At 59.9% G+C, this 26,742-nt stretch carries 29 protein-coding genes and 6 pseudogenes; 12 read left to right on the forward strand and 23 right to left on the reverse strand.

Translation table 11 applies throughout. From position 1 onward, the window contains the following. Nucleotides 1–123: 123 nt before the first annotated feature. The 6 genes and pseudogenes from EF888_RS22640 to EF888_RS21905 all read right to left on the reverse strand — a co-directional run bounded on the left by EF888_RS22640 (nucleotide 124) and on the right by EF888_RS21905 (nucleotide 5,340). Nucleotides 124–506, reverse strand: a pseudogene (locus EF888_RS22640) (DUF1028 domain-containing protein). Nucleotides 507–810: 304 nt separating this feature from the next. Then, a complete protein-coding gene (locus tag EF888_RS14965) occupies nucleotides 811–1,074 on the reverse strand; it encodes a hypothetical protein (protein WP_109761200.1) in 264 nt (87 codons plus the stop codon). Nucleotides 1,075–1,663: 589 nt separating this feature from the next. Continuing rightward, on the reverse strand, nucleotides 1,664–2,929 hold the full coding sequence (locus EF888_RS14970) for a rhodanese-like domain-containing protein (protein ID WP_109761199.1): 1,266 nt from the start codon (nucleotides 2,927–2,929) through the stop codon (nucleotides 1,664–1,666). After that, nucleotides 2,926–4,011, reverse strand: coding sequence for an MmgE/PrpD family protein (locus EF888_RS14975; protein ID WP_109761198.1), 1,086 nt, complete (start codon nucleotides 4,009–4,011; stop codon nucleotides 2,926–2,928). Before EF888_RS14975 ends, EF888_RS14970 begins: the two co-directional genes overlap by 4 nt. A 150-nt stretch (nucleotides 4,012–4,161) precedes the next feature. Further along, on the reverse strand, nucleotides 4,162–5,118 hold the full coding sequence (locus EF888_RS14980) for a tripartite tricarboxylate transporter permease (protein ID WP_206508332.1): 957 nt from the start codon (nucleotides 5,116–5,118) through the stop codon (nucleotides 4,162–4,164). A gap of 72 nt (nucleotides 5,119–5,190) precedes the next feature. Beyond that, on the reverse strand, nucleotides 5,191–5,340 hold the full coding sequence (locus EF888_RS21905; RefSeq protein WP_164721712.1) for a hypothetical protein: 150 nt from the start codon (nucleotides 5,338–5,340) through the stop codon (nucleotides 5,191–5,193). Nucleotides 5,341–5,522: 182 nt separating this feature from the next. Between EF888_RS21905 and EF888_RS22280 the strand changes: the two are divergent. Then, nucleotides 5,523–5,648 (forward strand): annotated as a pseudogene (locus tag EF888_RS22280) (IS6 family transposase); the annotation flags it as partial. Here EF888_RS22280 and EF888_RS14990 read toward each other — a convergent pair. Next, nucleotides 5,644–6,717: pseudogene (locus tag EF888_RS14990) on the reverse strand (IS3 family transposase); the annotation flags it as partial. The pseudogenes EF888_RS22280 and EF888_RS14990 overlap by 5 nt on opposite strands. A 577-nt stretch (nucleotides 6,718–7,294) precedes the next feature. On the opposite strand from EF888_RS14990, the gene EF888_RS14995 reads away from it, so the two are divergent. From EF888_RS14995 to EF888_RS15005, 3 genes are all read left to right on the forward strand, one after another. After that, nucleotides 7,295–8,272 (forward strand): Bug family tripartite tricarboxylate transporter substrate binding protein, encoded by a 978-nt coding sequence (locus EF888_RS14995; RefSeq protein WP_109761060.1) that lies wholly within the window; start codon nucleotides 7,295–7,297, stop codon nucleotides 8,270–8,272. A gap of 86 nt (nucleotides 8,273–8,358) precedes the next feature. Further along, the gene (locus EF888_RS15000) at nucleotides 8,359–8,814 is read left to right on the forward strand and encodes a tripartite tricarboxylate transporter TctB family protein (RefSeq protein ID WP_109761059.1); all 456 of its coding nucleotides are present in this window, start codon (nucleotides 8,359–8,361) and stop codon (nucleotides 8,812–8,814) included. Further along, the gene (locus EF888_RS15005) at nucleotides 8,814–10,328 is read left to right on the forward strand and encodes a tripartite tricarboxylate transporter permease (protein ID WP_109761058.1); all 1,515 of its coding nucleotides are present in this window, start codon (nucleotides 8,814–8,816) and stop codon (nucleotides 10,326–10,328) included. Before EF888_RS15000 ends, EF888_RS15005 begins: the two co-directional genes overlap by 1 nt. 81 nt (nucleotides 10,329–10,409) lie before the next feature. Here the strand turns inward: EF888_RS15005 and EF888_RS15010 are convergent, their stop codons facing one another. Beyond that, complete coding sequence (locus EF888_RS15010) at nucleotides 10,410–11,207, reverse strand: enoyl-CoA hydratase/isomerase family protein (protein WP_109761057.1); 798 nt, start codon at nucleotides 11,205–11,207, stop codon at nucleotides 10,410–10,412. Between the two features lie 328 nt (nucleotides 11,208–11,535). On the opposite strand from EF888_RS15010, the gene EF888_RS15015 reads away from it, so the two are divergent. Further along, nucleotides 11,536–12,483: a hydroxymethylglutaryl-CoA lyase gene (locus EF888_RS15015; RefSeq protein WP_109761056.1), complete on the forward strand. Its 948-nt coding sequence runs from the start codon at nucleotides 11,536–11,538 to the stop codon at nucleotides 12,481–12,483. Here EF888_RS15015 and EF888_RS15020 read toward each other — a convergent pair. From EF888_RS15020 to EF888_RS15035, 4 genes are read right to left on the reverse strand one after another with little or no spacing between them, the layout of a single operon-like run. Beyond that, on the reverse strand, nucleotides 12,480–12,923 hold the full coding sequence (locus tag EF888_RS15020) for a PaaI family thioesterase (protein WP_109761055.1): 444 nt from the start codon (nucleotides 12,921–12,923) through the stop codon (nucleotides 12,480–12,482). The two genes, EF888_RS15015 and EF888_RS15020, sit on opposite strands and share 4 nt — an antisense overlap. A 36-nt stretch (nucleotides 12,924–12,959) precedes the next feature. Further along, the gene (locus tag EF888_RS15025) at nucleotides 12,960–13,370 is read right to left on the reverse strand and encodes a PaaI family thioesterase (protein ID WP_109761054.1); all 411 of its coding nucleotides are present in this window, start codon (nucleotides 13,368–13,370) and stop codon (nucleotides 12,960–12,962) included. A gap of 11 nt (nucleotides 13,371–13,381) precedes the next feature. Then, entirely contained in the window at nucleotides 13,382–14,206 is an 825-nt protein-coding gene (locus EF888_RS15030) for an oxidoreductase (RefSeq protein WP_109761053.1), read from the reverse strand. A 13-nt stretch (nucleotides 14,207–14,219) separates the two neighbouring features. Further along, nucleotides 14,220–14,426 carry a hypothetical protein gene (locus EF888_RS15035; protein WP_109761052.1) on the reverse strand — a complete coding sequence of 69 codons (207 nt, stop codon included), beginning with the start codon at nucleotides 14,424–14,426 and terminating at the stop codon, nucleotides 14,220–14,222. Between EF888_RS15035 and EF888_RS15040 the strand changes: the two genes are divergently transcribed. Next, nucleotides 14,425–15,117, forward strand: a complete 693-nt coding sequence (locus EF888_RS15040; RefSeq protein WP_109761051.1) for a metal-dependent hydrolase — start codon at nucleotides 14,425–14,427, stop codon at nucleotides 15,115–15,117. The two genes, EF888_RS15035 and EF888_RS15040, sit on opposite strands and share 2 nt — an antisense overlap. A gap of 31 nt (nucleotides 15,118–15,148) precedes the next feature. On the opposite strand, the gene EF888_RS15045 is transcribed toward EF888_RS15040, so the two are convergent. The 4 genes from EF888_RS15045 to EF888_RS15060 are packed head-to-tail and all read right to left on the reverse strand — an operon-like array spanning nucleotide 15,149 to nucleotide 18,697. Further along, on the reverse strand, nucleotides 15,149–16,318 hold the full coding sequence (locus EF888_RS15045) for a CaiB/BaiF CoA transferase family protein (protein ID WP_109761050.1): 1,170 nt from the start codon (nucleotides 16,316–16,318) through the stop codon (nucleotides 15,149–15,151). A gap of 9 nt (nucleotides 16,319–16,327) precedes the next feature. After that, a complete protein-coding gene (locus EF888_RS15050; protein WP_109761049.1) occupies nucleotides 16,328–17,614 on the reverse strand; it encodes a CaiB/BaiF CoA transferase family protein in 1,287 nt (428 codons plus the stop codon). A gap of 48 nt (nucleotides 17,615–17,662) precedes the next feature. Further along, nucleotides 17,663–18,142, reverse strand: a complete 480-nt coding sequence (locus EF888_RS15055; protein ID WP_109761048.1) for a hotdog family protein — start codon at nucleotides 18,140–18,142, stop codon at nucleotides 17,663–17,665. A 9-nt stretch (nucleotides 18,143–18,151) separates the two neighbouring features. Continuing rightward, nucleotides 18,152–18,697 carry an FAS1-like dehydratase domain-containing protein gene (locus tag EF888_RS15060; protein WP_109761047.1) on the reverse strand — a complete coding sequence of 182 codons (546 nt, stop codon included), beginning with the start codon at nucleotides 18,695–18,697 and terminating at the stop codon, nucleotides 18,152–18,154. Nucleotides 18,698–19,051: 354 nt separating this feature from the next. Between EF888_RS15060 and EF888_RS22645 the strand changes: the two are divergent. The 6 genes and pseudogenes from EF888_RS22645 to EF888_RS22290 all read left to right on the forward strand — a co-directional run. After that, nucleotides 19,052–19,123 (forward strand): annotated as a pseudogene (locus EF888_RS22645) (LysR family transcriptional regulator); the annotation flags it as partial. Between the two features lie 39 nt (nucleotides 19,124–19,162). Beyond that, on the forward strand, nucleotides 19,163–19,915 hold the full coding sequence (locus EF888_RS15065) for a LysR substrate-binding domain-containing protein (protein ID WP_241239685.1): 753 nt from the start codon (nucleotides 19,163–19,165) through the stop codon (nucleotides 19,913–19,915). 250 nt (nucleotides 19,916–20,165) lie between these two features. After that, nucleotides 20,166–20,324: pseudogene (locus tag EF888_RS15070) on the forward strand (IS6 family transposase); the annotation flags it as partial. Between the two features lie 64 nt (nucleotides 20,325–20,388). Beyond that, nucleotides 20,389–21,093, forward strand: coding sequence for an IS6 family transposase (locus EF888_RS15075; RefSeq protein WP_109761045.1), 705 nt, complete (start codon nucleotides 20,389–20,391; stop codon nucleotides 21,091–21,093). Nucleotides 21,094–21,806: 713 nt separating this feature from the next. After that, nucleotides 21,807–21,860: pseudogene (locus EF888_RS22285) on the forward strand (hypothetical protein); the annotation flags it as partial. 21 nt (nucleotides 21,861–21,881) lie between these two features. Further along, the gene (locus EF888_RS22290; protein ID WP_241239686.1) at nucleotides 21,882–22,223 is read left to right on the forward strand and encodes a hypothetical protein; all 342 of its coding nucleotides are present in this window, start codon (nucleotides 21,882–21,884) and stop codon (nucleotides 22,221–22,223) included. 426 nt (nucleotides 22,224–22,649) lie between these two features. On the opposite strand, the gene EF888_RS15085 is transcribed toward EF888_RS22290, so the two are convergent. The 7 genes from EF888_RS15085 to EF888_RS15115 all read right to left on the reverse strand — a co-directional run bounded on the left by EF888_RS15085 (nucleotide 22,650) and on the right by EF888_RS15115 (nucleotide 26,734). Further along, nucleotides 22,650–23,648 carry an IS110 family RNA-guided transposase gene (locus EF888_RS15085; RefSeq protein WP_241239906.1) on the reverse strand — a complete coding sequence of 333 codons (999 nt, stop codon included), beginning with the start codon at nucleotides 23,646–23,648 and terminating at the stop codon, nucleotides 22,650–22,652. Next, a complete protein-coding gene (locus EF888_RS22295) occupies nucleotides 23,531–23,941 on the reverse strand; it encodes a hypothetical protein (RefSeq protein ID WP_241239928.1) in 411 nt (136 codons plus the stop codon). Before EF888_RS22295 ends, EF888_RS15085 begins: the two co-directional genes overlap by 118 nt. A gap of 299 nt (nucleotides 23,942–24,240) precedes the next feature. After that, complete coding sequence (locus EF888_RS15095) at nucleotides 24,241–24,939, reverse strand: DUF1194 domain-containing protein (RefSeq protein ID WP_109761043.1); 699 nt, start codon at nucleotides 24,937–24,939, stop codon at nucleotides 24,241–24,243. A 156-nt stretch (nucleotides 24,940–25,095) separates the two neighbouring features. Next, entirely contained in the window at nucleotides 25,096–25,383 is a 288-nt protein-coding gene (locus EF888_RS22300) for a hypothetical protein (RefSeq protein WP_241239687.1), read from the reverse strand. Nucleotides 25,384–25,556: 173 nt separating this feature from the next. Beyond that, nucleotides 25,557–25,751 (reverse strand): hypothetical protein, encoded by a 195-nt coding sequence (locus EF888_RS15105; protein ID WP_109761042.1) that lies wholly within the window; start codon nucleotides 25,749–25,751, stop codon nucleotides 25,557–25,559. Nucleotides 25,752–25,916: 165 nt separating this feature from the next. Beyond that, nucleotides 25,917–26,294 carry a recombinase family protein gene (locus EF888_RS22690; RefSeq protein ID WP_478403544.1) on the reverse strand — a complete coding sequence of 126 codons (378 nt, stop codon included), beginning with the start codon at nucleotides 26,292–26,294 and terminating at the stop codon, nucleotides 25,917–25,919. Between the two features lie 128 nt (nucleotides 26,295–26,422). Beyond that, complete coding sequence (locus EF888_RS15115; RefSeq protein WP_126918589.1) at nucleotides 26,423–26,734, reverse strand: hypothetical protein; 312 nt, start codon at nucleotides 26,732–26,734, stop codon at nucleotides 26,423–26,425. Nucleotides 26,735–26,742 lie beyond the last annotated feature (8 nt).

Here is a 26,742-nt window from a genome sequence, read left to right on the forward strand (position 1 = left end):
TTCGGCCAAAGGCGGCAGCGACGGGTTGTCCACCCGGTCCAGATAGTAGGGGATCAACGGCCGGTAGTCCTCTTAGAGCGCGCACAGACCGTCCACCCAATCCGTCCCTAGCTGACCAGCCTATCATCCAGCCAGTCCCCCCGCGAACTCGTGACAGGCGGCCTCGATGGCGTACAGCACGTTGGGGCCTCGCAGGTTGTTTATGGTTGCTGCGACACTCTCGACGGCGTGCGTCCCCTGCCGGTCAAGTACCGCCTCGCCCGAGACCACCGCGCTGACGCCGTCGGCGCGCAGGATAGCGATCTGGCGGTAGGCCGGTGGCTGTCGCCTGCCGCTAGTTTGCACAGAACCCGCTCGAGCGGCAAGCCGGCCTCGAGAAGGTCTAGCGCGCGCTCCCGCAGCCCGGGGTGCACGAAGGCCTGCGACGACGCGGCGCCGACACCGGGGCGAATCGCGCGGCAGCGCGCGCCGACGACGATCAGGCTCAACGCCAGAACGATACCCATCGCGCCGGTCGACTCCGATCAGCGTGAAGTCCGAGAACAGATCTGGATCTGCAGCCATGGCCATCATCGTGTCCTGCCGCGGATGACCCGCGACCCCGCCCGCCGGATTATCAGAGGGCCGTGGCTCTGTCGACACTCTACGTCAACCGACGGCTGTCGCTCGCGTCGATCACCACCTAACCTCCCACGGCCGCGGCATAACTTCCCACGGGCGCGGCGCCAGGCAAGGCACGCACCTTCGTCTTCGACTTCGCGAACGAAGAAGATGACATTTGCAAGGCCTTCAAGCCGTACTACGGTCTTGTCAGAGCAACTTGAGTTGAGACGGTGCGGCTTCTGCCCTACCCTCCTGCGACCGACGCTTCTGCCGGACGAGCCGCAGGCGGCGTGGCGCGTCATGGTCTCGGTTTTCGTCCATCGTGAGGCCTTCGTGGCGACCGATCACTGTCGCGGCGCGAACCTGGCTCTGTCGCCGAACAATATCTTGGATCGTGTCGTCGAGGTTTCCGGTGTCGATCTGCGCGCCGCATTCGTTCAACCGAAAGCGCTTACCCTTCTCGAGCGCCATTCACGCTTCGCACGGCAGAACGGAATTCATGCTCCGCCAACGGTCATAGTCTAGGGACTGGTCGATGACACCATCGGGAGCCGGGAGGACGTTGAAGAATGGACGCGGAAGTTGGGTCTGGAGGGCAAACCTAAGAGCTCGTCAGCCGACAAGGCAACTGATGCTTAAAGGATGTAAGACTCTGGCGAGTACCACCACAGCGACATAGGCAGGCGTTGGGCGGGGCCGCACGCTCTCGGCAGCACACGTTTGCTTGGCTGTCGCCTTTCAGGCCGCCGACGTTCGACGTTTACGAGGCATAGACGCGCCGGCAGACCCCAAGCCGGCGGAAGGGGTGGTTAGATATCCCTCCAGTGCGGACGCCACCTGGGCCTGTTGTGGGGGGCAGACGCACGCTGCGAACGGAGCGAACGTCTGGGAGAGGCTGAAAGCCGACTTTCGCCGAGGAATCGACGAACGTCCGCTTCGGGGCCGATGTTGACTGTCCCCGCGTCTCGCGCGCTCTTCCGATATGCATGCGGACAATGGGCTCATTTTCGGTTCCCCTTGAGCCACATACCCTTTGCTCGTGTCCACCTGCCTCTGGGGCTCAACGTAACGTCTCGTGAATCTTGTCCCAAGGGGTAAGTCCGTCCGCCTCAAGTCGCCCGAGGAGACCGGTCTCCCAAGCGAGATAGGCGCGCGCATCGTCGAGGTTCCCAAGATGGCGGCCTGCGAATGGCGTAGTTGCCTCGGACGACGGGTCCCCCGAGGTTTCGTCAAAGGACTTCGGATACCTGCTCTCTTCCTGCACGGGAAGCAGGGTCGGCGATTCGGTCAGGACATAGGCCTCGAATCCCAATCTTCGGAGCCACAGCGCGCCGAACGCAGCTCGAACGAGCTCCGGATCCCAAAGAACCACCCGGGCTCCCTTGACCGCTATGAACCGATCGGTCTGCTGGACGAGCGTTGTACCGGGCGTACTGCGGAAGCCAGCGGCGGGTTTCTCTTCAGCCTCTTCACGCGGATCGAAAAGGTAGGTCGTGCGCTTCTCATCTTCCGCCCACCGGCCAAGTTCTGACGCATCCACCTCCGGGACGCGTTCTGACAGCAGCACCCTTCTCGCCATCTCCTTGGCAGCGTCTACTGCCTCGGTCGAGGGCGGAGAAATTAGGCGGTCTGCTCCGAACTCCCGGTGTCTGCCGGACAACTCCCAGCCCTGTGTGCCGTCCCGAAGCGCAACGACGGGATTCGGAAGACCGAAGTCGCGCAGCGTCTGGGCGCCGATGATCGAGCGTGTGCGACCGGCGCAATGTACCACGATGGTCCTGCCCGGCTTGGCGAAGGAAGGGAGCCTCAGTCCGAGTTCCGCATTCGGACAGCTGATGGCACCGGGAAGAGTGAACTTTCGATGCTCCTCAAGGGGTCTCCCGTCGATGAGAAGGGGCCGCTGATCCCCGTCGATCAGGGCCGCCAGATCGTCGGGTCCAATGTCCGGAACGCCGAAGCGGTGCTGCACCCACTCACCGAACGCCTTGGAAAAGGTATGTTCCCCTTCAAACAGCGGCAGGCCCGCGGAACGCCAGCCCGGGATGCCGCCCGCGACAATGGAGATGTGCCGCCGTCCGAGGGCTTCGAGACGCTCGGCCGCGCGCCGGGCTACACCGTCGCCACCGTCGAGGAGGACGAGCGGGGTCGCTGGAAGGGGGACGAGGCGGCCGATCTCAAGGTGAAGTCGGCCGAAAGGAACGTTGGTGGAGCCGAAGGGATGCCCGTTCGCCGCCTCTGCTCTCACGCGAAGGTCGAGGAACGCCCACTCATCGACCGTCGGCGCGCGGAGCCGGGCCATGACCTCGTGCGGGCTGATGGGGTTCATGCGGGCGACCGGTCCAGAAGTCCTTTCGCCCCCTCCGCCGGGGGACGCAGGTCCGCCTCGACGCCGAGGATTCGCACCTCCGCCGTGGAGAGCTTCGCCAGATCGCGGGCCGCAACGACGAACCGCTCGCCTTTCTCTTGCGACAGGAAGGGCTCGGTCAGGGTCTTGAATTTGCGATGGTAGTCCTCGAACTCCCAGGGAGAGGCGCCACGCGGATGGGAATTCGCCACGGCCAGCTCCTCGGCTTGCTCGCGGCCGTCCGCGAAACGGATGACTGCTCGGCCGCCGTGATCCTTGTCGATCGGCCGGACGGCGGCGAACCTGCGGTTCCATTCCTCGTCCTCCACGGTCCGCACCTTGCCCCATAGCCGAACGAAGGCGGGATCCGAGATGAGCGCAGGATCGTAGCTTCGGTCGTGGTGCCAGTCCCCGTCGACCAGCGCGCGGGCGAACTGGAATGGCGCGGAATAGTCGAGCGTCTCCCTCGAGGCGCGCGGGTCCCACTTATCTGGATCGCCGGAGCCCGAGCCCATGACCACATGCGTCATGCGCTTGGTGTGGATCGTGATCGTTTCCACCTGGTAAAGGTCGCCCAGTTGCCCGTGCAGTCTCAGTGCCAGGTCGATGATCGCTTGACCGTGGTATCCGGCGGAATGTGCCTTGGTCAGGGTATCGAGGATGGCGCGGCAAGGCTCGCCCTGCCCCGGCAAGGTCACCTCCGCCTCCTGCCCGCCGAGCAGTACCGCGAGGATGCCGTAGTCGCCCTCGTAGATCGGCGAGGGTGCCGTCACGCCCCGCATCGCGCGGTCGGTCGAGCGCACATCGGCAAGTGCGCCATCGAGGCGTGCCCGGGGGCCGAAGCTTTCCAGGTCGAGATGCGGTGCAGCGGCGACGGGTGACCGGTCGAGGGAAGCGACGGCGATCGCCATGTTGTCAATCAGCCGGCACCCGGCGAGGGCTGCGGCGTCGGCGTCGAGCGGGCGGTTGCTCGCGGCGAGGTCGGCCCGTGCCCAGGCCAACTGCTCTTCGGGCGCGGGCCGCGCTTCTGGACGGCAGGGCCGGACGGAATAAACGATGCTCATGCGGAAGGTTCCTCCACGGCCTGTCGGGTTGCCTTTCGCGCCAGCATCACGTCTCGAATGGCCGAGCCCGCTACAAAGACCCCAGCGGTCGCCAGCAGCCAGAACGAGATCGGCGTTTCCCAGAATATCCGGTGGTCTCCGGCTGTCAGTTCAAGCGAGCGCCGATAGTTGGACTCGACCGGATACCCAAGTACCAGTCCGAGGACGAGGGAACGCGATCCCCTCCTCGGACCCCTTGCCGAATTTCTCGGGTTCCTTCGACCACCGCCGCGCCTCGTTGTACGACATGAAGGCGGCGATCGAGCCGCCCGCCCCCGGCATCACGCCTTCGAAGACGCCGATACCGCTGCCGATGCCCTGAGCGCGCCAGAGCTTCCGCCACTGGCGAAAGGACGGCAGCTTGATCCGGGTCTGTCGGGCGTCCGTCTTTCCCCAGTCGGGGGTGTTCGCCGTCATCATCAGCTCCGAGATCGCGAATACGCCCACCATGACGATCACGTATTCCACCCCGGTGAGAAGCTCGGGCTGTCCGAAGGTGAAGCGGGTGACGCCGGACATCGGATCGGTCCCGATGGTCGAGATCATCAGACCGAGCGTCGCCGTCATCATGCCCTTGATGAGCGATCCGCTGGACAGCGAGACGATGACCGTCAGCCCCAGGATGCCGAGCGCGAAATAAGCCGGGAAGTTGAAGGCCAGAGCCACGCGGGACAGGGGCTCGGTGAACAGGATCAGGAAGGTGATGCCTACGATACCACCGATGACACCTGACTGGAGCGAGATGCCAAGTGCCTCTCCGCCACGCCCCTCGCGGTGCATGTAGTACCCGTCGATCACGGTCGCTGCCGCCGCGTTGGTGCCTGGAGTGTTGATGAGGATCGCGGGGATCGAGCCACCGTATTCCGCGCCGACATACGTGGCGCCGAGGAGGATTATTGCTGTGGTCGGGTCCATCCCGTAGGTGAAAGGCAGAAGGAGAGCCAGCGCGATCGACGGAGAAATCCCTGGCAGCGCGCCCCCGACGATGCCCCAGGCCACGCCAGCCAGCGCCGCGAAGACCGCGGGGGTGGTGGTGAGGATGTCGAAGGCGATGGCAAGTCCGTCCATGTTGGTCTCCGGTGCCTCAAGGGCGATGTCTCGAGGGATGCATCCGGCCGTCCGGCCGGGCTTGCGGTCGCGTCAGCCGATGAGCGAGGGCCAAATCCCCACGGGAAGAGGGATGTCGAGAAACCTGACGAACAGAAGGTAGTAAGCCACCGCCAGCATGGCGCTGACGCCCAGCGTATAAACCCCTGCCCTTGCGCCGATGTAGATACTCGACAGCGACATGATTATCCACACCCCTGGATGATTCTCCGGAGAGAGAGACAGAACCGTAATGTCAGAAGAACTTGCCTTGAGACAGGATCGTGCCGGACTACCCTCGCCCGATGACGCAACGCAGCCCCTTCAAGGGCATCGTCATAAGAACTTGAGTTGAGACGGCGCGGCGTCCCGCCTACCCTGCTGCGATGCCCAAACGATCGGCTTTCAAGTACTTCAAGACGTCACCCGAGATCATCCGCCTGGCCGTGATGCTCTACGTCCGCTTCCCGCTTTCGCTGCGCAACGTCGAGGATCTTCTACACGAACCTGGCGCCAGCTCTCGATGACGATCTGCGCCTCGGCCAGGCTGTAGAAGATCTCGCCGTTGAGCAGCTCGTCGCGGAGCCTGGCGTTGAAGCTCTCGCAGTAGCCGTTCTCCCAAGGTGACCCCGGCTCGATGTAGGCGGTTCTCGCGCCGACGGCGGCGATCCATTCCCGCACAGCCTTCGCCACGAACTCAGGGCCATTGTCCGACCTGATGGAATCCGGGACACCGCGCAGGATGAACTGGTCAGACAGCACGTCGATCACGTCCGTCGATCGCAGTCGCCGGTCGATCCGGACTGCCAGACACTCCCGGGTGAACTCGTCGATCAGGTTGAGCATGCGGAACTTCCTTCCGTCGTGGGTCCGGCTCTCGACGAAGTCGTAGGACCAGACGTGGTTCGGACGCTCGGGCCGCAGACGGATGCACGACCCGTCATTGAGCCAGAGCCGGCTCTTCTTCGGTTGCTTCTGGGGAACCTTGAGCCCCTCCCGCCGCCATATCCGCTCGACCATTGCCCGGCAGGCGATTTGCAATGCAAATCTGCCGAGAGGGGCGCTTCACGTTCACCGCCCAGCCGGCCTCCTGAAGGAGTGCCGTGATGCGCCGGTAGCCGTAGCGTCCGTACTGGGAAGCGAGCGCGATGATGTCCGCGGTCAGCGCGTCTTCATCGACCCTTCCGCGCGGCACCTTCCGCTGGGTCGAGCGATGCTGCCCGAGCACGCGACAGGCGAACCGCTCCGAGACGCGGAACTTCTGCCGGACGTGGTCGATGCAGGCACGACGGCGGGCGGGGCTCAGAAGTTTCCCGAGGCGGCCTCGCGCAAGATCAGCTTCTCCAGAGTCAGATCGGAGACCGCCTTCCGGAGCCGCTCGTTCTCCTTCTCCAACTCCTTCAGCCGCTTCACCTGATCGGTCTTGAGGCCGCCGAACTCCTGTCGCCACCGGTAGTAGGTGAACTGTGTCACGCCAATCGACCGCACCGCCTCGGCCACCGACCGGCCCTGCGATACCAACACGTCGACCTGCCGCAGCTTCGCGACGATCTCTTCGGGCTTATGCTTCTTCTGGGGCATTCCTTTGTCCTCCATCTGGCTCCAAAGCCTACTTCAGGGAGGACCACTTTTCAGGGGGCAGGCCAGCCGTCCACCAATCTTTGGCCGACCAGAGGCTCATTTGTCGACAGAAGGTTGAAGGTCTTCTCCTGTGGCCTCCTGCGTTGCGGGGCGCCTTCGCACTGGAAGCCCTATGGAAGCGGGGTCAGCCGACGTCTCTCGCGCCTAAGTGCGGGTGCGGGTATAATGATCTAGTATCCCGGCATAAGGAATCTGTATTTCACGTGTCGACAGATGCGAATAAGCTTCTGACATGCACAGCGGTGTAGTGACGGTGCGGCTTTGAAAGAAATTGCATCAGTGGAGGCCCCAGTTCCATTGCAAGGTCAGCATTGCCTGTTCGCCGGCCACTTTTGCGCGTTGTCTGATGCTGGTTGTTAACGTCAACCAGTGCCGCTTCATGGCGCTCCGATCGCTCCGCTCCTGGCGACCGGAGAACGGCGTCCAACGCCACCGGCAACTCGACACGACGCAGGGAGCAGCGAGCAACGGGCCGGTTTCGCCGGCAGGGAAGAGCAACCTAGGGAGGAACTTACCAATGTGGTTCAACAGGACACTTTTTGCAGCAGTTGGCCTTACAGCGACGCTGTCAATGCAACTGGCGCTTGCGCAGCCCTCGGGCGTCGAATGTATCGCACCGTCCGATCCTGGCGGCGGATGGGATTTCACTTGCCGCTCCGTCGGAAGACTCCTTGAGGAACAAGACCGTGTTGACGGCTCGGTCAAGGTTACGAATATGTCGGGCGGCGATGGCGGGGTTGGCATGTCCTATGTCGTCAGCAAGCGCAACGAAGATCCCAATCTCCTCGTGGCGGCCAGCACCGCGACGATTTCGAATCTCGCGCAGGATCGTTATACTGGGCTAGATCACGAGGCCGTGCGGTGGGTCGCCTCTCTCGGGGCGGACTTCGGCGCGATCGTTGTTAGGGAGGATTCTCCCTACGAGAACCTTAACCAGCTGCTCGACGATGTCATGGAAGACCCGTCACAGGTATCGTTCGGTGGCGGAAGTGTCGCCGGGACGTGGGACGACCTCAAGGTTCGACTATTGGCTAAAGCTGCCGGAATGGAGGACATCGCCGATATCAATTACGTCGCTTTCAATAGCGGAGGTCCGGCGCAAACACAGCTTCTTGGAGGACACATCGACGCGTATACTGGCGACTTCAGCGAGATAGCAGGTCAGCTTGAAGCCGGAAATGTACGGGTTCTTGCCATTCTGGCGCCGGAGCGTCTGGCAGCTGCTCCCGATGTCCCGACTGCCATTGAGCAAGGCTACGATGTCATCGGGGCGAACTGGCGGGGCTTCTACGCGCCCGGCAACATATCGGATGAAGAGTACCAGGAATGGGTCAGCATTCTGGGGGAGCTCTACCAGTCCGAGGGCTGGCAGGAAGCCATGGAGGCCAATGGTCTCGGTCCCTTCTGGCAAGGTGGTGAAGAATTCGGGGAGTTTGTCGATCAGAATATCGAGCAACTGGTCGAAACTTCACGCGAAGTAGGCGTTCTCGAATAGAATGTCTGAACATGCGGGCCCGGTTGAGTTCCGGGCCCGCATGATTTCGTCAGTGGTCGACGTATTCCATCGACTAGGAGCTTCGAATGACCAACCGATTGACCGGGCTTATCGGACTCGTCTTCGCTATAACCTACGGCTTCACGGGCGCAGGTATTTCATCGAGACTAAAGGCGGATCCCCTCGGTCCTGACGCGTTTCCAGTTCTGCTTGCCGTGGTATTGGGGCTGTTCTGTTTGGCGCTCGTAATATGGCCCGGCTCCGACGCGTCGGAGCAACTTCCGGTCTCGAGATCGGCCACGATTCGGGCCATCATCGCTGTTCTAGTCATGGTGATCTATGGCATCGTCCTAGAGTATCTGGGCTTCATCATCTCATCCACACTGCTCGTTGCGGTGCTCGTCGTGCTCAAGCGCGGGACGCTCCTCCAGGCTGGTACTACTGGCGTCGCATCCAGCGTCGTGCTCTACCTCTTGTTTGACCGGATCTTTGGGCTCCCCTTGCCGACTGGTGCGGTCATCGAGCGGCTGAGTCAAAGCTAATGGATACTCTTTTTCAGCTCTATGGCGGCTTCCTGATCGCTTTGGAGCCTCAAAACCTCGCTCTCGCGCTGCTCGGAGCCTTCCTCGGGACGCTCTTTGGCGCCTTACCTGGACTGGGTCCCGCAAACGGCGTCGCAATCCTGATTCCACTTGCTTTCGCGATGGACTTGCAGGCCAGTTCCGCCCTGATATTCCTCGTGAACATCTACTACGGCGCGATGTTCGGCGGTAGGATATCAAGCATTCTTCTGAACATCCCGGGCGACGAGCCGGCGATGATGACGGTACTTGACGGCTATCCGATGGCCAAGGCTGGGCGTGCCGGTGAGGCGCTTGCGATCACCGCAATCGCGTCTTTTGTCGGCGCTACGGTGGCGACGATCGGTCTCACTCTGCTTGCGCCGGCATTGGTCCAATTTGCGCTGCTTTTCGGCTCGGCAGAGTATTTCTTGCTATATGTCCTCGCATTCGCGCTTCTGGGGGGATTGGCTACGGGTCACGTCGTGAAGACATGGATCGCCACGCTCATCGGTCTCGTTATCTCAACCGTAGGTTTAGACCTGCATACGGGCGTGCCAAGATTCACCTTCAATGAAATGAAGCTGTTTGAGGGGGTGGATCCCATTGTTGCAATTATTGGGTTCTTTGCCATCAGCGAGGTGCTTTGGCTCCTCAGATCACAAGGAACGGGTAGCACGTTCAAAGCGAAAGTTGGGAAGACCGTAGTGGGACTGGCAGTCCTGAGGCGCACTTTCTTTACCATGATACGCAGCTCCTTCATTGGCTTCGTCTGCGGTGTCCTTCCGGGTGCCGGCGCAACACTAGGTAGCTTTGCTGCCTACAGTCTGGAGCGAAAGTGGGTAGACAAAGAAGGCACATTTGGAACAGGAGATCCGAGGGGCGTCGCCGCGCCGGAGGCTGGAAACAACGCTGCTGCAGGGGGGGCGCTCGTTCCAATGTTGGCGCTGGGCATCCCTGGCAGCGGTACGACGGCAGTGCTGCTCGGCGTATTGATTTCTCTTAATGTCACTCCCGGACCACTGCTTTTCACACAACGGCCTGACGTTGCTTGGGGTCTGATAGCCGCACTTTATATGTCGAACGTCGTGCTGCTCGTGCTCAACCTGCCTCTGGTAGGCATTTTTGTCCGGCTCTTGAGCGTCCCGGTACAGCTACTTCTGCCGATCGTAGCCTTGATTTGTTTCGTCGGCGTCTACGCCATCAGCCACAGCGTTTTTGATATCTATATGATGATCGCGATGGGGACTTTCGCATATTTCCTGCGGTTGGTGGATATCCCACTTGTTCCTATTGTTCTAGGCATTCTTCTGGGTGGAGATATGGAAACTAATCTTCGCCGAGCCATCAGTCTGAGTAATGGTGATTGGTCGATTCTTTTTGGCAGCCCAGTGGCTCTCACTCTTTGGGCATTGATCGTATTGATGGCGGTTCTTCCAATGATAATGGAGCGCTTTAAATCCAAGCGAGTTCTACCTGCGGCCAATGAGGACTGAGGATCAGGATTTGTCAGCGCCTTATGGCTCTTCGAAGCGCCCAGGCTGCGAACTCTTGACGTAATGGTCGAACAATTATAGTTACTGATTGAATTTTGGTTCTCGCTTCTCCAGAAACGCATTTATCGCCTCCTTATAGTCTGGACCGGTGACAAGCTGTTCGCTTGCCTGGTGCGCGTCCGTCCGCCCCTGGTCCCAACCAACTTTGTCGATGTTGTTCGCCCCGCGCTTAATTGCAGTGATGGTCGCTGCGCTTTTTCGGGCGATAATTTCCGCCAGCTCGATTGCCTTTGGCAGGACGGCATCCTTCGGAAGGACGTAGTTGACAAAGCCGTGTTCTTTCAGCTCTGCGGCTGAGAACTTTCGCCCGGTCAAGATGATCTCGCGGATGATAGGAACGGGAAGGTTCAGTCGGTTCAAGTATGAACCTGCACCGCCTGTCAGGCCTCTGTCTACCTCCGGCATTGAAAAAAAAGTCTCTTCGGCCGCGATGATGATATCGCAGAAACTCGCTAGAACCATCCCGCCGCCTGGCGCCGGCATCGAAACGGCCGCAATTGTCGGACGGGAGAGATGGTAGAGTCGGTCGGTAACGACTTCGATGAACGCGTGCCGGTCTCGGCGGGCTTCTTCGGAGGTTAGCGTCAGAAATTCGTGTAGGTCACCTCCTCCGATCCATGCGCGCGCGTCGTCCGCGCAGGCGAGAACCATGGCCCTGATCGCGGGCGTCGCTTCGATGAACGAGATTACTTCGTTTAGTTCCGAATAAGTCTCCCTGCTGAATGCGTTTACCGGCGGCCTATCAATCGTGACGATGGCGTATCCACCACGAATGTCTATCCTGAACGATGGGAGTTTGGGGGGGTGCGAGGTATGCATTCTGTCTCCTATCCAAATCAATTCAGGCAAGGCCGAGAACCATCCGATACAGCCGCAAGTAAGGAGCTGCTAACTTCGACTTCACCAAGTAGAGCATAGATATTCCGGGAGACGACGATGTGCAATAACCTAGCTGCCTTGGCATCAGCGTTGGATTATTTTACTACTGATGGCTTGACTCGACATGCTCGGATCATTGACAATCAGAAGTGGTTTCGTTTCCATATTGGAGGGCTGCGCCTGTCTCGGTCTCTTGATACAGGATCTTTTGACGTCGGCGCCTTAGGGAGTTTCGCCAGCCAACCCTTTCCAATGTTTGGAGTGAGCCGTGTCTGACTTGCCAAAGGCTGTCCATATCATGGAGGTCGGACCACGCGATGGGCTCCAGATCGAGGCAAAGATCCTGACGATCGCCGAGCGGAAGGAATTGGTCGAAGCCCTTGCGGAGGCCGGATTGACGGAAATCGAGGTTGGATCGTTTGTGAGTCCAAAGGCTGTCCCGCAGATGGCCGATACCGCGGCCCTTCTTGGAACGCTTCAGCGCCGTCCGGGCGTTGCATATCGCGCACTATGGTTAAACTCGCGAGGGCTCAATCAGGCAATTGCCGCTGGCACCGTGGATATTGAAGGCTGGATTCACCTTGCTGCGAGCGAAGCCTTTGTCAAACGCAACACCAACCGCGACATAGAGGAGACATTTGCGCAGGCAGCCGACTGGATCGACCTCTACAAAGCAATCGGTGTAGCACCAGACTGCGTTAGCATCATGGCTGCCTTTGGATGCAACTTCGAGGGCGAAGTTCCCGTGAAGCGAGTCGTGGAGATGGTCGCCCGTTCCCGCAATCTCTTGGCCGACCATGGCGTCAACCTCAGAAAGTTGGCGCTTGCCGATACGATGGGTTGGGCCAGTCCGCGCCACGTTACTTTTCTAATCGGAACCCTAAGGTCCCGCTGGCCTGAGCTTGAGCTAAAGCTTCATCTCCACGACACCCGCGGGCTAGCAATGGCTAATGCTCTCGCTGCGCTTCAAATGGGATTACGGGAGTTTGACGCCTCAATAGCTGGCTTGGGCGGTTGTCCCTTCGCTGGAAACAAAGGGGCGGCAGGAAACATCTGCACTGAGGACTTCGCCTTTATGTGCCTAGAGACTGGCATTGAGACGAGCGTGGATCTTGATGCGTTGGTGTCCGTCGCTCGCTTGGCAGAGCGTTTGGTGGGACATCCTTCTGCTGGCAAGCTAATCCGTGGTGGAACGCTCAGCGAGTATCGCGGCTAACCGACGTCCGTATGGGATACGGGTACGCCCTCAAGCTTTTCGTTACCTGTCCGATATCGGTGAATGCTAGAGGATTTCGCTGCGAGGATTTCGTCGCCGCCCCGTATCTCAGCATCGGCGAAGTACGTGGTCCGTCCGCCGCCGCTCTTGCGCGCGGTGACGAATAGATCGGGCCCGTCTGCAGGAGCCAAGAAATTGCAAGTGATGGAGAGTGTCATTCCATAGCGAATGTTGCCAGGAACCTTGCAGTAGAGGCCGCAAAGCCCGGCGCCATACTCCAGCAACGCCGTCACTAACCCGCCATGCACGCGACCGGATAAGTTCGTGTGATGCGGCTCAACCTGAAGTGCAAGACGCACATAATCCTCCGACCAGTCATCTATGACGATGCCCAAGTAGTCTGGGAACGGGTTCGCGAAGTCCGGGGCAGCTGACGTCATTTGATCTGGTTCCTCCTTGGGCGCCCCTTTGGCGACTTACGTGTCCAACTTTTTCCAGACACCGTTTGCTATGACGACCACTCTTTCGGCGACGCAGAGTTCGCCTCTGAGAAACATCAAAGCACGAGTGTCTCGCATCATTTCGGCGCGGCCCATGACGACGTCGCCAATCTTGACGGCAGCCAAAAAATGGACATCCAGCTGTATCGTCGCCTGAGGGCGTTGTAGGTTTCGGCTACGAGCGAAGTTGCCGATGAGGCGATCTGCCACCGTCATGAGCATTCCGCCCTGAACGACTCCACGCTTGTTCCGATGCTTTTCCCCCGCCTGAAAGGCAAGGGCAGGACCAAGATCCTCCTCGCGTTCCCAGACCGGGCCAATGAGACCTAGAAATCCTTCTTGGTCGTGCAGCTTCCAGCCGTGCGCAGCAAAGTCGAAGGCGTCCATCCGCCAATCCTCTAGTAGGCCGTGGCTCGACTTGGAGCTTCCCAAGCGTCAATCTCTGAGGCCAGAGCTCTTAACTTGCCTCTAGCCCGCTCTATGGCGATGTCGCCGAGGACTAGGTGCAGGGGGGGCGCATCGCTTCCTGCGATCTTGTATATCAACTCAGCCGCCTTGACGGGATCGCCGGATTGCTTGCCACTGGTTGTTCGCAAGGAGGCCGTGCGTCTACCAGCTGTGTCTGAATAGTCATCGATGGGAGCTTCGGCACGAAGAAGCGAAGTGCCGTTGAAATCCGTGCGGAACGGGCCAGGCTCAACTATCGTCACGAAAACCCCGAGTGGCGCGAGCTCCGCCTGCATGGCCTCAGAGACGCCTTCTAATGCGAATTTCGTCGCGCTGTAGAGACCGGTGCCTGCAGCGGAGAGTAACCCGGATATTGAGCCGATGTTGATGACGTGACCGCGGCGCTGTCGTCGCATGTGCGGCAAGACGGCCCGCAACACTCTCAGCTGACCGAAAAAGTTGACCTCAAAGACTTCCCGCGCCTCCTCATCGCTGACTTCTTCGACGGCTCCATGGAGCCCGTGGCCGGCGTTGTTCACCAGAACATCAATGCTTGGCGACCAGGCGATCGCTTCCGCCGTGCCTCTTCGCACACTTTCACCATCTGTAACGTCGATCTGTACGGCCAATGCCCGGGATGGCTCAGCGTCCGCAACGGCCTGAACAGCCCCTAGCCGCCGGCCGGCGAGAACTACCTTGTCGCCTCGGGAAAGGGCTGTCTGCGCCATTGCTTTGCCGAGACCTCTGGATGCGCCCGTGATTAGCCAATTCTTCATTTCGCGCCTCGCCTCACCAGATAAGCATTTTCAAGTTAGTGTCGACAAGGTTGGCGATGTCAAGGCTCACTGCCGCCACTTCCGCGGCTATAATGATGAAAAACAGTAAAAAGGACCGGTGTTGGCTCTTGCCATTGCGCCAAGGCAGTGCCAAACTGTCGACATTATTTCCAGTTTCCGCACCGCGGATCACATCGCGGAACCCAAGGGGGGACAGCATGAGGATGACGTGGCTTGGCCATTCGGGCTTTCGCATCGAACTGGGCGACCAGGTTCTACTTGTCGATCCCTGGCTCAGCGGCAATCCTTCCTTCCCAGGAGATCGACGACCTGAAGCAATCGCAGGGGCGAGTGCGATACTTATCAGCCACGGTCATTCGGACCATGCCTCTGATGCGCCGGCAGTTGCGAGAGAACTCGGGATACCGATACTTTGTAAGGCTGAGCTCTCAAGCTGGTGGTCGGAGCACGAGCGCCTTAAAACTATTGGCTTTAATAACGGTGGAACAGTGGCGCTCGGTACCGTGAATGTAACAATGGTCGCAGCGTCGCACTCGTCGTCGATTTTGGGGGAAAGCGGTCCCATTTATGTTGGCGCCGAGGCCGGCTTTATGATCGAAAGAGGTGGTCGAACGATTTACTTTTCGGGTGATACCGATGTAATGGCTGATATGGCAATCTTTGAGGAACTTCACCACCCTGAGATCGGCTTGATATGCGCTGGCGGGCACTTCACGATGGACATGAACCGTGCGGCATTTGCCGCGCGAAGATTCTTCAACTTCAAGACTGTGATTCCGTGTCACTACAAGACTTTCCCGCTTCTCGAGCAGTCGACCACGGCGTTGCGGGATGGACTTCCAGGGGTCAACGTGATCGAGCCTAAGGTGTTAGAGCCGATCACGCTCTAACGCATGGCGGCTTGGTGGTCGCCTGCCTCATTCACTGTATCACGCCTTCTTCTACAAGCCTCTCCCGCTCTTCTCTGTCGTAGCCGAGAAGCTCGCCAAACACATAGTCGTTGTCGCCGCCCAGCTCAGGTGATGGCGTGAGGTTGCCGCGCCACATGTCGCGATCCGCCCAAGGAAGAGCGATTGTGCGTTGACCGCCGGGTAGCGAAGTGAAGACAGCACGCTGTTTGAGGTGCTGATCGACAAGAAGGTCATTGATGCTGCGCGATCGGCTGGCTGGAACGCCGACCGACTGCAGCTCCCGCTCGATCTTCCGCGTATCCTGGGTCAGGGTCCATTGCGCGACCGCAGAATTCAGGGAAGCACGGTTTCGCCAGCGACGCGCGGCGTCAGAATTCGCAGCTTCGCCCACAAGATCGACTCTTCCCATCCGACCACAGAGCGCGTGCCATTCGTCATCGCTGCGGACAGAAATGGCGATCCAGGAGTCATCTCCTCTGCAGCGATAGCACCCGGATGGCGCCGAGCCTATCTCAGCATCGCCGCCTGCCGGCATCATCGGCCCGCCAAGTGCTGTACGCAGAAGCGTCTCCGGAAGCAAAGCAACTGTGCTCTCAAGCATTGAGAGATCAATATACGATCCAGTTCCCGTCCTGCGACGATGTTGGAGGGCGCCAAGAATTGCGAACACCTCCCAGAATGCGGTGATGGGGTCGGTCCAGGCCGGGCTTATTCCCATAGCCTCGAGGTAACGATTGGGGGTTCCGACCAGGTTTACTCGGCCGCTATATGACTGAAGGAGCGTTCCGTACGCGAGGTAGTCTGCCTGGGGCCCGGTCCGACCAACTCCGGAGGCAGAGACATAGATCAGCCTCGGGTTTATGATTTTCAAATCATCAAAGGTCAATCCGTATTTCTTGAGAACACGTGACGAAAAGTTCTCCACAACCACATCGCTTTGAGCTACGAGTTGTCGAATTGCGTTCTGTCCCTCTTCGGTGCGGATGTTGATTGTACAGCTCTTCTTATTGTTGTTGATAACCGAGAACCATCCACCTCGGCTGGCAAATTCGGGACGGGTGGTGGACTCTATTTTAATTATTTCTGCGCCTAGCGCTCCAAGCATCTTGGTCGCCATTGGTCCCGCCATCACCCAGCTGAAATCAATAACTCGTAGCCCTTTTAGAACTAGCGGTTCCATAGTCGCCTCCTAAACAAGCTGATATCGCACAAGCGTTTCAATCCAAGTGTCATCTAACTCAAAGCCATCGAAAATTATCTTTTGGTTTCCCTCGCCCAGCGCCGGTGACTGAACTGTTGTCCCCTTCTCGAGGACCCGCCCTTCTCCGTCTCGCATGTGGAATGGCAGCCCGGGAATTGGTACAGTTTGTCCGTTCCCACAATCCAGAGACGAGAAGAATCTTCGGTGCTCTAATTGAGGGTTTGCCAAGAGATCATCTGCACTGCTCAAGGGAAAGCAGGCGACTCTGTTTTCCTGTGCGGCGACAAAAACATCATTCGCCGCTTGTGTGGCAGACCATTCTGCCATCAATTCCTGCAATCTCTCCGCGTTCTTTGTCCGGACAGGTCGACTGCCGCAGAGCTCTGGATCCTTGGCCCAATCCGGGCTCCCCATCACATGGACCCAGTTTGCCCACTGATGGTCCTCTCGCGGGGAAACAAGTATGGCGCCGTCAGCACATGGCAGGTACCAGACAAGACCCCCGACCACCGCGGTTCCGCTGCCCGGTTCGCGCTGCCGATTATATCGTGCATGCTCGCCGTTGGCCTCAGCATACGGTTCTACCAGCATGTAGGCGAAGACATCTTCGGCTGAGAGATCCACGAGAGGGGCGCTATTGGAGCCGCGCGCGGCCTCAATCGCCCAGAGTGCCGAAATCCCTACGACGAGGCCGACGGTCAGAGCGGCTTCCCTATCCGCGCAAGCAACGGGGGGCGTATTCTCTGGATCGGTAACGGGTGCGGCTTGATGAAAGGCGAAGCCGGAGGAGTGCTGAACTATGAATGGCGTTCCCGGTCGCCGTGCGTCGGTTCCCTGCATTCCATATGGCGTAACGGTCAACAGCGCTGGCGAGTCCCCGTCTGCCCCGAGCAACAGGGCTTCTAGCGAGGAAGACGAAGTGTCTCTCGGGGCCCAAAGCACAAGGTCACATTTGTTTGCAATTCGGGAGAGCATGTCGTCGCCACTTGCCCTTGTGCAATCAAGTGTGATGCTTCGTTTACCTGCGTTGAGATACCCAAAAAGTGCTGTGGCTTCACCGGTCCCGGGTTCTCCGACCAAGGGTCCTTCGTGACGCAATGGGTCGCCGCCGCCTGGAGGCTCGACCTTAATAACTTCGGCGCCTAGATCAGAAAGCAGGCGGCCGCCAAATGACAAAGCCATATCGCTGCCGACCTCAAGCACTCTTATTCCGGCCAAGGGCTGCAACTTGGCTGCAGTACTACCGCTACTTGCTGCACTTCGATTTTCAGCCATTTGCGGACCTCAGAGTTGTCAATTGTTGTGCCGCAGTTCATCGCGGCTTCAGGCGGTCGCTCGACCGAGGCAGGCTGCATCGAACGGGTAAGGCACTGCCGGACCATTCTCGCGGCGTATCACGACGCTGGCTTCGCCTGGGGAACCTTCGATCCCATTCTGGTCCTTCATTCCGATCTCGAGGCGCACAACACCGTAGGCTCCGGCTACTTCCGTACCGGTGACGCGACCCCAGGCGGTGAGAGTGTCGCCCGGTATGTTCATTCCGCGGTATTGGAAGCTGATCCGCCAGACCCAGCCGTCCTCGCCGACCCAGTCGCTCAGTAGCTGCATGAGTACGTGCTGCTTCCACGATCCGTTCACCAATACGTCGGGAAGGCCATCGTGCTCTGTGGCATAGCGCCAGTCAAAGTGGATGCGGTGCCAGTTCTCCATCGCCGCCGACCAGCGAACGATATGGCCAACGCTCATCGGCCCTTTTACAACCTCTGGAAGTTCCTGTCCCACGATGACGCTCTCGAACTGCATGCATGCCCCCTAGCGCAAGATCATCGTGTTGACTGAGTGCAGCAGCGGCCGACCCTCAGCCGTCCGGAACTCGTCTTCGATAGCGATGAACACCATACGACCAGAGCGGCCCTCACGCTCGACGAAACTAGCATAATTGCTGCGCATCAGCATCTCTTCGCCATGGTGCACGTGGCTGTAGAGTTCATACTCGTAGCCGCCATTCAGAATGCCCGGGAGCGGTATCGGCACTGGCGGTAGACCGGGGCGGAACGAGCGACTCACGCCGTCGAAGTCTGGATCATCCATTCTTTCAAGAGGGTCGGTGTCCAAGGGGCCGCGGCGGAAAGCGTGAACGGGGAAGCCGATGGGAGCGACGCGCTTCCGGTAACGAGACTGAGCGGCCCAGTCGTCATCAATGTATTTTGCATGCAACTCCATCGTTGCGTGGAAGAAGCGGCGTACCTCGCTTCCCTCGACAGGATGCGGCGCGCGCATCCATTCGGACTTCTGACCAACAAGCACACGAATCTCATCCGTCAGGTAGGCGTCCGTGCTTTCCGATGCCACCGTCATGGCTTCCTTTCCGCCTGCTGCTCTGCCCAAGACAATATTCTGACCAAGACAATATGGCCATCTGTCGACACCGGAAATACAGAATGAGTATGATGCTATAGTGTGCTGGTATGGGCGTAGAGGTGAGCGGATCCGTAGCCCACAGTTTCGGGGCAGTAGTCTGGTGGCAGCGCTTGCAGCTCCTATCGCTCATACTTACTGTCGACAGGAGGGCGGTAGTCACCGCGCCGCATGTCTGGACAATAGCGCTCTTCCGATCTACCAAGTGATACCTTCTGGTCAACGGGGGCGTCGCGAACAATGCTGGAGATCCGGCACCTCCGCTACTTCGCCCGAATCGCCGAGGTGGGAAGTATGTCGCAAGCTGCGCGAACTTTGGGGGTCGCACAGCCAGCTCTGAGCCACAACATAGCTTCCCTGGAAACTATTCTTGGCACAAAGCTGTTTATCCGATCCTCACAGGGAATGACGCTGACTGAGGACGGCAGCCTCCTCTTGGAGCATGCCCATGCCATCCTTTCGTGCGTCGCGATTGCAGAAGACCAGCTGCTCAACCGTGTCTCCGATCTCTCGGGGCCGCCAGTTTCGGTGGGTCTCATCCCGTCTCTCACTGAGGCATTCGCCGTTCCGATGCTCGAGCGGCTCCGGCAGAAGTTCCCCAATTTCAGGCTCCGCCTTCTTGATGGACTTAGTGATCAGATAGAGAGCTGGCTGCTAAACGGCGAACTACAAATTGGGTTCTCGACATTGCCGAAGCACTCTTCCCGCCTCGTCGTCGAGCATCTTTGTGATGAGCATCTTTGTTTAGTCGCTGCGCCCGGCGTGGTGCAAAGTGCGGGATCAACCATTTCGCTCTCGGAGGTTATCGGGATCCCACTGATCCTGAACCCGCAGCCCAACTCCGTCCGCATCTTGTTGGAGACGGCTGCAGCGGACCAGGGGCACGACTTGGAGCCGTGGCTGGAATTCACCTCCTTTCCGGCCATCAAAGAGGCTGTCCGCCGCCGTTTCGGCTGTTCCGTTCTGTCTTGGAGCGCGATCGCCGAAGATGTCGCAGAGGGCCGGCTCGCGGCCTACCAAATTGTCGATCCGCCTTTGAGACGACCACTGCAGTTGCTTTCCGCACGTGACCATGCACTCTCGCATTCTTCACGGATCATGAAGGACGAAATTCTTATTCTCGCCCACGAATTCGTTCGCGAAGGCCGGTTTCGTTAGCGCGGCGGCACCTCGTCGTCGCGCAAATTAGACGCTACCCGCCCCGCGCCGCTCGGCTGCTCCGGCGGCGCCCGCAAAGATGAACGGAGCTAGTGGGCGCTGTCAGAGCAAACCTCCTTGTGGCGACTGGGGCGGCCGCCTAGCCTGCTCGGATGACCCAGCGCTCCCCGTTCCGTTACTTCAATACCTCGCCCGGGTGCTGTCAGAGGAAACCGACTTTAGGCGGGCCGGCGGCCTCTACCCTGCCCCGATGACCAAACCCAGGCCGTTTCGCCACTTCAAGACCAGTCCAGAAATCATTCGCCTGGCGGTAATGGTCTACGTCCGCTTCCCTCTCACATTGCGCAACGTCGAAGACTTGCTGCACGAACGCGGTGTCGACGTCAGCCACGAGACGGTCCGGTACTGGTGGAACCGGTCTTGTCAGAGCAACTCGGCTTGAGACGGAACGACGACCGCCTTACCCTTCTGCGATGCCCAAACGATCCCCATTCAAGTACTTCAAGACGTCGCCCGAGATTATCCGCCTGGCGGTGATGCTGTACGTCCGGTTCCCGCTGTCGCTTCGGAACGTAGAGGACCTGCTGCATGAGCGGGGCATCGAAGTAAGCCACGAGACGATCCGATATTGGTGGCACAGGTTCGGGCCGATGTTCGCTTCAGAAATCCGGAAGCGACGCATCGAGGGCATGCGCTCCAGCCGATGGCGGTGGCATCTGGACGAGATGTTCGTGAAGATCAACGGCGAGACCCACTATCTTTGGCGGGCGGTTGATCACGAGGGCGAGGTTCTGGAGAGCTTGGTTACGAAGAGGCGTGACAAGAAGGCGGCGTTGAGATTCCTCAGGAAAACAATGCGCAAGCATGGACGACCTGAGACCATCGTCACCGATAAGCTGAGATCCTACGGCGCCGCACTGAAGGAGTTTGGCGCTGATGCTCGGCAGGAGACCGGGCGCTGGGTCAACAACAGGGCGGAGAACTCGCACCTGCCTTTTCGACGACGAGAGCGGGCGATGCTTCGGTTCCGGCGTATGCGAAGTCTTCAGAAGTTCGCCGCCGTTCATGCTTCCGTCTTGAACCATTTCAACCAGGAACGCAGCCTCTCCAGTCGAAACCTCTTCAAACTGAACCGCACCGCCGCTCTCGCCGAGTGGCGTGGCCTTTGCGTGGCATAAGGGGCAGTGTCACTGTCCCAGCGGAGACTGGTTCGCATTTGTCTGACAGCACCATCGGGATGGCTTAGCTGAAACCGAAAAGGCCATTGAGCGTGCTGATGGGCGGGCGGCTGCGTTTCAGCTCGATGTAGCCGACGCTTCTCAGGTGGAAGCAATGGTAGCTTTCACTTAGCAAACCTTCGGCGCCCTGCACATGGCAGTGAACAATGCCGGCATAGGTGGGCCAAGAGCTGACGCTGGTACTCCGGGTCCGGAAGAGTTCCGTGCAGCTTGGGATGACCGGCTGCTTGTTGCCCCGTAAATTCTGCCGCGGCAATTCGGTTGGTCTCGGTCGTCGATGGTCTGGCTTTGCCACAAAGACATGGCAGGCCGGGCGACCCCGGAAACCAAGCGCTTAAAGGTCGACCGGCACGGACTGCACCGCCATTTGGCGATCTTGACTCCCAGTGGCATCGAGCGCTTCTTCGAGGACAGATCAGCCGAGCACTTCCGAATACCCGACGACATCCCGCAATCACGCTGTGCTCGGTGCTCCTACCTTGCCCGTCACCGGTCCTCGCCTGGACTAAATCATTGGTCTCGCAACCCATCGTCTACCACATTCCCGTCTGCCCGTTCTCTCAACGGCTCGAAATCCTCCTCGCTCTCCGCGGACAGGTGGAGCCGTCACGTTTCGGGTCGTCGATATAACCCAACCCCGCGATCCGGAGCTTCTGGCCAAGACCCGGGGCGCGACTGCCCTTCCCATCCTTGAATCCGCCGATGGAAAGATCCTTAAAGAGAGCCTCGTGATCCTGCGCTTTCTAGACGAGACGCTGGACGGACCGAGACTGCGTCGAGCTGATCCGACCGAACATGCGACAGAGTCTATGCTGATCGCGAAGGAAAATGCCTTTACCACGGCTGGTTATATCTTCGTGATGAACCAGAACCGGGATCGAAGAAGCGAGTTCAACGTTAAACTTCTGTCGCTTTATCAGGAGATCAACGTTTCCTGGTTGAACAGAACCCGGGAGGGATTTGGCTTTTTGAGGATTTTGGCCTCGCCGAAACGCGCTGCTGGCCGAGGCGCTGGAGCGGCATGGGCGCGATTTTGGCAACAAAGCGCCTTGTCCGAACAAGCACCTTGAAGGGCCCGGATCGAGGGCTAGGCTCTTAAACGGGACGAGAACACGCTCCTGTCCCCTCGGGCGGTGCCTCGCGTCATAAATTATTATCAGGGCGCCGCCCGGTTTAAGTTTTCAATAGCACCACATGCCTGACCGCCGCGGCCGCAAGGGTCTTGTCATTTGTGGACGGCTCCGGTTTTGCAAGGGTTTTCTCGAGCGACTTGAATCGAAGCAGGTAGCGGTCATTTGTCCGGCCTGTGTGCGCGGCGTGTCTGACCGCTGGCCCTGATGAAGTCCGCTTGCCGGGTCCCAATCAGATTAACGAGCGTTGACGCCCAGACAAGACCTCGGAGTGCCCCGGCAGCGGCCACGCTTGATCATCATCACTCACGTCTGCCCTTGCATCTCGTCGCGGTGCCTTTGGAGCGCCGCCATGTCCTCCGTCGTTCAGATGGCCGCTGCGACCCTGTAGGTCTCTCCCTTCGCAAGAAGTGCCCACGCTGTGCGCGCGGTCTTGTTGGCAATGGCCACGGTCACGAGCCGCGTTGGCTTGCGCTCAAGGAGTGATCTGACCCAGGCCCCGGTCCGGGTATCGGTGGTTGGCGCGCGCCGTGTCACCGAGGTGGCGCCGACCACAAGCAATCGGCGCAGATAGCCGTTCCCCATCTTCGAGACCCGTCCCAGCCGATCCTTGCCGCCTGAGGAGTTCTGTCGTGGCACGAGACCGAGCCAGGCCGCGAACTGCTGGCCCGATTTGAAGACGGTCGGATCCGGCACACTGGCTGCGAGGGCCGTGGCGGTAATGAGGCCTACGCCCGGGATCGTTTCCAGTCGCTGGCTTGCCTGGTTCTGCCGGTGCCACGCCATGAGCTGGCGTTCGATTTTGCGGATCTCTTCAGTCAAGGTCTCAAGCTGGGCGGCCAGCGATAGAAGCGCCGACCGAGCGAGAGCTGGCAAGTCCAGCCCGTCGTCCGGGTCGCTCAGGCGCCGGACGAGGTCGACAACACTCCGTGGCCCCTGCGCGGTGATCGTCCCGAACTCCGCCAGATGTGCTCGGATGGCGTTGAGGATCATCGTGCGCTGTCGCATCAGCAGGTCGCGCGACCGGTGCAGGACGAGGACCGCCTGCTGATCTTCGGTCTTCACGGGGACAAAGCGCATGTTCGGCCGGGTCACCGCCTCGCAGATCGCCTCGGCATCGGCCGCATCATTCTTCTGACGCTTCACGTAGGGCTTCACATACGAGGGTGGGATCAGCCGTACGTCATGACCGAGTGCTGCAATCTCCCGCGCCCAGAAGTGCGAAGTCGGGCACGCCTCAATGCCGATCAGGCAAGGCTCAAGCCTGCCGAGGACATCGAGCAGAGCAGCTCTTCGCACCTTCCTCTGCAAAACAACAGCGCCATCCTTATCAACGCCATGAAGCTGAAAGACGGACTTGGCCAGATCGATCCCGAGTGTTGTAATCTCCATGTGGTCGGCTCCTTCCTTTGTTGGCTGTCACACTGCAGCAACATGGCACAATGCGATGCCGTCGGGGTGGAGCCGTCCACACCATCAGAATAGACCGGTCCTATAAGTTTGAATGCGGGAATTTCAGTGCTGGTCGCCTTCACATGCTTGATGATGGTCAAGCAAATAGGGGTAATTTGATCCGGCACCAGAGCTGGTGGGCGGGAAAGGACGGACACCAGCTTTTGTTCTGACAGTACCGGTTTCTGATATTCAACACCTGCCATTGGCCACCGCGCCTAGTGAGCGTCCCCCGGTCGTTCAGCTCCGACGCGGTCTCGCGAAGGGTCGTTGCGCCATGAGCGCGGATGTTTTCCAACACCGGTCGCAGGCCCTCCGCGAACTCGGCCGCGTTACTCTGGACTGTCGCCCGCAGCGCCACACCGCCTTTCCCAGACCGCCTGAGCGCCGCCGCTCAATTGGGGTTGCCGAGCTTCACCCGCGGGCCTTCGCCGCCGCCAGTGCCTCCTTCGTGCGCCGTGAGATCGCCTCACGCTCGGCTGCGCGACCAGCGCCCTGATCCCTCTTACTTCGACTCAGCCAACTGCGGTGCGAGAACTTCGCGCAGGAGCTTTTCGCGGATCGCCTCTGCGTAGTCGTCGAAGCTCTCCGTCGCCATTGCAAACGCACCCGGGCCGCGGATGACTTGGGACCGGAACCATTCCCAAAGCACCGGCCGCCGCTTCCCGCCGACCACCAGAGCGTTGACAGTGACGGCGTCAGGCGGGAGCCTCGAGTAGAAGTCGTGCGGGCTTTGTCCCTCATTGCTGTAACCATCGCTCGAGATGTCAATCACCTCGCGCAGGCAGGCGGGCCCTAGCTTAAGGCGGGCATAGGCGAAGCTGAGCGCCGGGCCGGTTCCGGTGCGTTGGCTGCGTCCGCCGCGGGCATGGTCGGTGAGGCGGGCCGCGAAAGCCTCGATGTCGCGTCCGGTGAGAACGAGCATCCAATCCGCGAGATTGGCCTGATAGCCAGGTCCGCTCCATTCAAAGGCGGTGAGCGCGACCGGCGCGCCCTGCGAAAGCAAAACGTCCTGAACTGCCGGGTCCCTGAGCGCAGCGGCGAGGCCCAAGAGCTGCAGGCTGTGCTCCGTCGAATCCATGCTCTTGGAGACATCGAGCGCGAAGACAACCGCCAGGCTGCACTCGTCGGCCGGCGCTTGGGAGGGCATGCAGCCCAAGACCACTGCGGTAGCGAAGGCGAGGATGACGCGCGGGAGGTTCATTGTTCTGCCCCTGCATGGCCTGAAGGACAGTGCGGATTGTACGACAGCGGGGACTACTGGCAAACGGATATTGACGGGCCGGCACCTCGTCCTTCGACGGCCGCGACGATCCTGGAGAGGTCACTTCGGCTTTTCCGTTCGCCCGCTGACCCAAGGCTACCAGCGCCTCCTTCGTCCGCGGGGAGATCGCGCCGCGCTCCTGCTGCGCGGCGAGAGCCATAATACCAACGAGAGGTCGTTGGCCTCCGGCATGTCGCAGGCCAGGAACCTGACGCCGCTTTGCCGCAGCGTGGGCAGAAAGGCGGCGGTGCGGCTGAGCCGGTCGATCACCAGCGTCGCCCCATTGAGCTTCGCAAGGGTCAGCGTCTTGGCCAGTTCCGGACGTTCGTTCTCGCGCCCGTTCTCGACCTCAGTGAAGCGAGCCAGGACGTCGGCACCTCTCAATGCCGCGAAATCGTCGCTGGCCTTCCGCTTCGCCTCGAGCCCGGTACATAAGCGGTACAGTCCTGCCTCTGGCGCTAACCCACGTGCGGCGCGTACCGCGCCCGTCGCAGGCACGATCCCGGTTCGCGAGCTGCCGACAGGTCATGCTCGCGCCGTTGAGATCGATCCGATCGTCAGTCGGCGGCGACGATCGCTGCGATAATGGCGATTACCATAAGAGGCAGAACGAACTCTCCGGACGTCCCGGACTGTTCTTCGACGATCACAGGCGCCATCACAGGTTCCATGATCGGTTCGTCAAGACCGCCAGCGTATGCCGACCCGTAAGCGCCGAAGGCCATCAGCGATGCAACAAATATGCTCTTCATGTTTCAAGACCCTTCTTTAGGTGGTGAGGCGCCATGTGGCTGCGCTTCTCTGGCAAGAGTCAAACGTTCAAGTTTCTCGACGAACAATTTCTTGCGCCAATGGGCGTCCGCGCAACCATTTCAGTTCTCAGTCTGATAGTAGCGGATTGGGCCAAATTACTCGGGTCAATTGGACCCTAGTCGTCCCAGCAGGTACCTCACGTTCGACATCCGCCAATCCCCGCTGCGCCGTGTGAGCATCCCGCGGTCGTTCAGTTCCGCTGCAATCCCTCGGAGGTTGGTCGTACCCTGAGCGCGCCTGGTCTCGAGCACCGGACGCGCACTTTCCGCGAACCCGTCCGCATTCTTCGATACCGCCGCCCGGAGCGCGTAACCGCCCTTCCCAGCCCGCCTGAGGGCCGCAGCCTTATTCGGACTGCCGAGCTTCACCCCGCGCGCCTTGACCGCTGCCAGCGCTTCCTTCGTCCCCCGCGAGATCGCGTCCCGTTCCTGCTGGGCAACGAACGCCATTATGCCCACGGTCAGGTCATTCGCCTCCGGCATGTCGCAGAGGAAAAGAATTGCGCTCGCTGCACTGTGCACTTGCACCCGCTTTGCGGACAAACCGGCGTTCGCTGTAGGGCAGCACAGGAAGCCCAATGAACGATTGCTATGCGAGTAACTCAGGCTCGTCACGCTCCGACCCCGGCTATTTTGGCTCGTGCGGCGAGTTCCTCAGCCATACCTTGGTCCAAGAACGGAAAATCCAGGAAATGCGACGGGGGTAGATCGATGCGGTTCACCATCTTACGGAACGCCGTGGCATCCATGATGCGATTGTTGCCTGACGCCGCCACCGCGTAGACCAGCGCATTCCAAGCTCCCAGCGGGTTGCGTTCATGCCCTTCTCGGGCGGCTTCCACCGCGGCGTCTACCTGCCCGTCCAGCAGCAACGCCAGCGCGATCAGCGAGAAATAGAGCGGATTCTGGGGGTCGAAGTTCACACGGCGCA

It is taken from the genome of Silicimonas algicola, assembly GCF_003970735.1.
In the GTDB taxonomy this organism is placed as follows: Bacteria; Pseudomonadota; Alphaproteobacteria; order Rhodobacterales; family Rhodobacteraceae; genus Silicimonas; species Silicimonas algicola.